General features: G+C 43.1%; 5 protein-coding genes and 1 pseudogene. All 6 read left to right on the top strand.

Annotated features, from left to right (window positions below; genetic code table 11):
* Window positions 1-228: pseudogene (locus tag F6K57_RS34970) on the top strand (lysine 2,3-aminomutase); the annotation flags it as partial.
* Window positions 229-828: 600 nt separating this feature from the next.
* Window positions 829-2,382 carry a radical SAM protein gene (locus F6K57_RS34965; RefSeq protein WP_293072578.1) on the top strand — a complete coding sequence of 518 codons (1,554 nt, stop codon included), beginning with the start codon at window positions 829-831 and terminating at the stop codon, window positions 2,380-2,382.
* Window positions 2,383-2,557: 175 nt separating this feature from the next.
* Window positions 2,558-4,117 carry a radical SAM protein gene (locus tag F6K57_RS34960; RefSeq protein WP_293072576.1) on the top strand — a complete coding sequence of 520 codons (1,560 nt, stop codon included), beginning with the start codon at window positions 2,558-2,560 and terminating at the stop codon, window positions 4,115-4,117.
* Between the two features lie 146 nt (window positions 4,118-4,263).
* Window positions 4,264-4,968: a hypothetical protein gene (locus F6K57_RS34955; RefSeq protein WP_293064849.1), complete on the top strand. Its 705-nt coding sequence runs from the start codon at window positions 4,264-4,266 to the stop codon at window positions 4,966-4,968.
* A 21-nt stretch (window positions 4,969-4,989) separates the two neighbouring features.
* Complete coding sequence (locus tag F6K57_RS34950) at window positions 4,990-5,793, top strand: methyltransferase domain-containing protein (protein ID WP_293072574.1); 804 nt, start codon at window positions 4,990-4,992, stop codon at window positions 5,791-5,793.
* Between the two features lie 83 nt (window positions 5,794-5,876).
* A partial coding sequence (locus F6K57_RS34945; protein WP_293072572.1) for a hypothetical protein occupies window positions 5,877-6,069 on the top strand: 193 nt, incomplete at its 3' end.

Below are 6,069 nucleotides of genomic sequence, written 5' to 3'. Positions count from 1 at the left end.
GCCTTACCAGGAAAAGTCAAAATTGAAGGTATTAGCGAAATTCAAGGGGAGAAAGTGTTTGTTTTGTCTTTTTTACAAGCTCGTAACCCTCAGTGGTGCAATCGACCTTTCTTTGCCAGTTTTGATCCTGAGGCAACCTGGTTAGGAGATTTGAAGCCTGCTTTTGGTGAATCGAAATTTTTCTATGAAAGCGAGCTAGAAGAAATTTTGACCCGGAAGATGGTGTAAGGCGATTAACACAACTTAGCTAGAGGCTTTAAGCGATCGCACCCACAAAGTCCTTATGACTCTGTGGGTGAACCAGTAAGGTTAGCTACGTTCGATCCAAAATTTGAGCTAGAAATTAAGTAATCGGCCACAAGTAAAAGTAACTGTTGAAATAGCGAGCAGGCACTGAGGCTGTCGGCCACGCTACGGGAACGGAGGAGGAAGTAGAGAGAATTTTGGGAACTTTACAAAAATTAATAAATTATGGTTATTTTTGTCCATATACTTATCCCTGCTGACAGTGGAAGCTTAGTCCATGGGCAACCTGTGAAGTGTGTTACTTTTCTAAGGGACTCTATCATCAACTAGCGCTCCGTGTACTCAGATAATTGTCTGAGTTCCAGTGACTATTGACAAATTTCTGGGATATCTGTAAATTGTAGCTTATATTCTTATTATAGCGGCCTGTAATGTCAAAATACAGACCGTAATGGGTTTTGTTGGCCATGAAGTCCCCAAATTTAGGGCAAGTGTTTATGGGAAAGTTTAGCTCCTAAGCACTCCCTCTCTAGAAAGAAACAGAAAAAATTAATAAGCTTTTGCGTTTAGGAGACTGCTGGAATGTCTGATAAAACATCAGGATGCATTGGACTAGTTGAATTGCCTCAACTTAAGCTATCTGACCCCGATGGGAACGATTTTTATTCCCTGCGCAAATGGGAACCAATTGTTAGTAAACAAATATTACTATCCAGTCTTGAAGCAGGAGGCTTTGAAACTAAATTTATTAACCTCAGAGACGGGGATTACCAAGAGAATTACGGACGGATAGCCTGGAAAGGCATTGAACTGACTAAGAATTATGTTGGTGTTGAGATAGAGAGTGTCGATCCTGAAAGCTGTGAAGTTTGGTGCATTACAGTTAACTTCACACTATACCGGGAAATAGCAATGATGGTGCTAAAGCACCTGGCCAGTAAAGGTAAGCCAGTGGTTGTGGGTGGTTCCGATCCCTTTGCTGACCCCCAAATATACCTTCGCAACGGTGCTTCAGTAGTGGTTAAGGACAAATCCGGCGCTGCTAATTGGGCTTTATTTAATTATCTGTTAGGAAAAGGTCCCAAAGAAGCACTCACTGGTGTGGTCTTAGCTGACGGGACTCAATATCCTAACAGTAAAAAACCATTGCATCCCGAAGACTGGCCCTTACCATCTTTGGATGTGGCGAGACAGTGCTTGGGAACACAATATTGGATGGATCCGTTTCCCGAGCATTTAAAACCCATTGGTTCCATATTTCCAGATATAGGTTGCGATCGCCACTGTGACTTTTGTCAAACCCCCACTTATGGTACGGGGTATCGCAGAATGACTCCTAAACGGGTGCTGGAGTGGCTGGATATACAGCGTCAAGCAGGAGCAAAATCCGTAGTCAGCGTTTCCGATCAATTCCTGGGGCGGGTGATTTTCCCCGATGGGCGACAAGAAGTGCTCGATATTATGAAAGGGTTGCGGGAAATGGATTTAACCATTCTTTGGCCCAATGGTCTGGAGCTAAGGAAGATGACTCTAGGGCGTGGGCGCAACTATGACAGCACAGATTTGACCCCCGATGAAGAACTGATCAACGCCCTCTATCATTGGGATGGGCAAAAGGGAACTCTGGCTGGTGGTCTTCCTGCCGAGCGTCCTGTATTTGGACGGGAAGCCTATGCCAAGTTACTGCCCTGGCAGCAACACAAACGAATTGTGAAAACGGTTGTGCGAGCTGGTATTCCCATGATCGTATATCACATGATCATTGGGCTTCCTGATGATGACGATGAGAGTATGTTACGGCTAGAGGAAGCGCTTTGGGAAATCTATGATGAAGTCAAAGCGATTAACCCTTCAATGGTATTTCAAATCAGTCCCTTTGTGATTTCTCCGATCTTGGGAACGGCACAGGGCGAAATAATTCGTAAATCCGGTCTTCTGCGGTTTGACGACCCAGCCCTTTTTGCAGGATTCTGGACCGCGAGTGTTGACACCAAACATCTCAGCTACGAGCAAGTCTCTGATTGGCAGTTCCGCCTAGCTAGCGTTGGTGACTCGAAAAACCTGCAAGTTCCTCAACGGTTCAGAACGTTGCCGGATGAAGCCAAGAATACTGAAAAAACGGCGGTGTCAGTATAGGTACCGAGAAGCTTCCTAATCTGGAAGCCAATACCCAAGACTATAGTTTGATCAGATTTTGCCCTAGCACTGAATGATTTTTTTCAATTGCCATCGGAAGAGTAACAGGCAGTTTGTTCCGGGCTTAGTAGAGAAATCCTAGGGCATCAAAAGCACCATTCATTGGGAAACTACAATGACAATTGCACAAGAGAAAAACTCGACTATCGGATTAGTTGAATTGCCCCAGTTAAAGCTATCTGATCCAGATGGCAACGACTATTATTCTCTGCGGAAGTATGAACCAATTATTAGCAAGCAAGTTTTAATATCGCATCTCCAAGCAGGAGGATTTCAGACTAAATTTATTAATCTTCGCGATGGGGATTACGAAGAAAATTACGGTCGAATTACTTGGAGAGGCATCGAACTGACTAAGAACTACGTCGGTATTGATATCAAGACGGTGGATCCGGCGAGTTGTGCAGTGTGGTGTATTACCATAAACTTTACATTATACCGTGAAATTGCCGTAATACTCTTGAAGCACCTGGCAAGTAAAGGGAGACCTGTGGTTGTCGGTGGCTCTGACCCAATTGCTGACCCAGAATTTTATCTGCGTAACGGTGCTGCTGTTGTGGTTCAAGATAAATCGGGAGCTGCCAATTGGCCACTGTTTAATTATCTGTTAGGAAAAGGTTCCAAAGAGGAACTAACTGGTGTAAGCTTAGCTGATGGCACTCAATATCGCAAGAGTAAAAAACCATTGCATCCCGAAGACTGGCCCTTACCATCTTTGGATGTGGCTAAACAATGCTTGGGCAACCAATATTGGATGGACCCATTCCCAGAGCATTTGTTACCCATTGGTTCGATCTTTCCAGATATGGGTTGCGATCGCCACTGTGACTTTTGCCAAACTCCTACCTACGGTACAGGGTATCGCAGAATGTCTCCTCAACGGGTTCTGGAATGGCTGGATATACAGCGCCAAGCAGGAGCAAAATCGGTAGTTAGTGTTTCCGATCAATTTTTAGGTCGTGTCATTTTTCCCGGTGGTCGAGAAGAAGTACTCGAAATTATGAACGGGTTGCGGGAAATGGATTTAACCGTTCTTTGGCCCAATGGTTTGGAACTGAGGAAAATGACTCTCGGACGGGGAAACAGAGGAAAAAAGGAAGACCTAACCCCTGATGAAGAAGTGATCAACGCTCTCTATCATTGGAATGGAACAACAGGAACCCTTGCTGCTTATATTCCTGCCGAACGACCCATTTTTGGCAGGGAATCCTATGCCAAGTTGGTTCCCTGGCAACAACATAAACGAATTTTACGAACCATTGTCCAAGCTGGCATTCCCATGATTAGCTATGGTGTCATTATCGGTCTTCCCGATGATGATGATTATAGTTTGCGTCAACTCGAAGAAGCGTTGTGGGAAGTGTATAATGAAGCGAAAGCAATTAACCCATCGATCATTTTTCAAACCACTCCTTTCGTAATTTCTCCCATCTTAGGAACCCCACAAGGTGAAGCAATTCGGAAATCAGGTCTGCTGAGGTTTGATGATCCCGCTATTTTTGCAGGATTCTGGACAGCAAGTATTGACACTAAACACCTGAGCTACGAGCAAGTGTCTGATTGGCAATTCCGCCTGGCTCAAGTTGGTGACTCGAAAAACCTACAATCACCTCAACGGTTCAGAAAGTTACCGACAGAAACTATGAATGAAGAAAAAGTGGCGGTGACAGTATAGCGACCTGGCAAAAGGCTTCCTCTATCTGGAAGCCTTTTCCAAGAAGTGTGATCACACAAGTCTGATCACACTTGGTTTTAGTGTTGGTACTTATAGCAATTTAAAAAAACTACCAAACAACTGTAATAGTATGCAACAAACCAGTTATGAGCCAGTCCTTTAACTTAGAGCGAGTTACCTTCTATGGACGCTCTTTGGCAGAGTATAGCAAAATGTTCCTCTTGGACTTCTCAGACTGGGTTGGTAAATCAATCCTAGATTGTCCTGGTGGTCCAGCTTCTTTTGGTCGAGAAGCAAGAGCATTAGGGATTGAGGTTTGCGCTGTCGATCCTCAGTATGTTAACGATCCTGATAGGCTCTTAGAAATTGCTAGCCGGGATATTGATTACGTAGTTGCCAAAATTTCCCAAACTAGCCAGCAGAGAAAGTGGGATTATTACCAGAGCCTTGAAGACCTCAGAAACAGGCAAGTCGAGATTTTAGATTCCTTTATTGAAGACTATCGAAACTATTGGCAATCCCAAGAGAAATATATCACTGCCTCCCTTCCCCATCTGCCTTTTGAAGATAATACTTTTGATCTGGCAACGAGTGGGCATTTACTATTTAGTTTCCAAGCTCACTTCCCCAAAACCTTTACCATTGATTCACTGCTAGAACTAGCTCGTGTTGCTCGTGACGTTCGAGTGTTTCCCTTACGGGCTAACGAGCAAGACAGAAGTAAGCCTTTTGCTTATTTTGAGGAGATTATTTCCTCCTTACAGCAACAAGGCTTAACAGTGGAAGTGAAAACCTCAGAGTTTGAGTTTCAAGTAGGGGCGAATCAAGTTATGATAATCAGAAGAATTTAAGATGGGATTGGATATATAACAATGAAGCAGACGTTTACAGAGGCAGAGGTAGAAGTTTATTATGATACAGTAGAAAGTCAATATCAAATTCCCTGGAATCCTGATGGTAGTAAACACTGGGGATATTTTGAAGACTTAAATGCTCCTAACAATGAACAGGTATTGATGGCAGCATGCGATCGCTTAAATCAATATATGCTTAGTCAAAGTAATATTGATGCAAAGGGTCGTACTCTTGATGTTGGCTGCGGTAATGGCAATACAGCAATTTATATTGCTCAAGAAACTAGCTGTGCAGTGGTCGGACTTGACATTAGTAACACTCATATCCAGACTGCTGAGATCAAAGCCCAAGATTTTCCCAGTTTACGCCTTCAGTTTAAACAAGGCTCAGCAACTAATCTACCCTTTGAGGATGAATCTTTTAGTCATGTTTGGAGTCAAGGAACTCTCTTACACATCAGTGAACGGGAAACCGCTTTACAAGAAATTTATCGCGTTCTCAAGCCTGGTGGTATTTTTGTGTTTGGCGACTTAGTCGTTAACGTTTCTGAAATCAGTGAAGATACATCAAAATACGTCTATCAACGACTTCATGTGACGGATTTATTTAGTCTCCAAAATTACGAAACTGCTCTGATTCAAATTGGGTTTGAAATTTTCCAAGCTCAGGACTTGAGTTGGCATATGAAAAAAACCTATGATATTCAAGCCAACCGAGTTAACGATTCAGACCCAGAAAGGTGTCTAGCTTATCAAAAAACTGGTGACGCGGTAGTTGCTGGAGAAATTGGCTGGTGCTTATATGGTTGCAAAAAGGTGTAGAGTTAAGCTGGTAGTTGGCTTTTAGCCTATGGCTAAGCCAACCTAATTATTGATTCTATTCCATTGAGCTAAAGATTTTCAAAATGATTAAGCAAGAAGACGTTGTAATTATTCTCAAAGACGGGGAAAGTTTACAGTATAATCCCAAAGATTATCTGAATTTCCATCAGGAACTTTCCTCAAAAGACCGAGAAATTACGATCCTCTACCAAAATGAACCCGTTTTTGATGTTGTCGTTCCCAAAGGCGTGTTTAATCCCTACGGTGGAATTGCGG

The sequence above is a fragment of the Moorena sp. SIO4A5 genome (genome assembly GCF_010672005.1).
Lineage (GTDB): Bacteria > Cyanobacteriota > Cyanobacteriia > Cyanobacteriales > Coleofasciculaceae > Moorena.
Note: the sequence above shows the minus strand (reverse complement) of the source record. Positions and strands in the feature narration are given on the sequence as shown.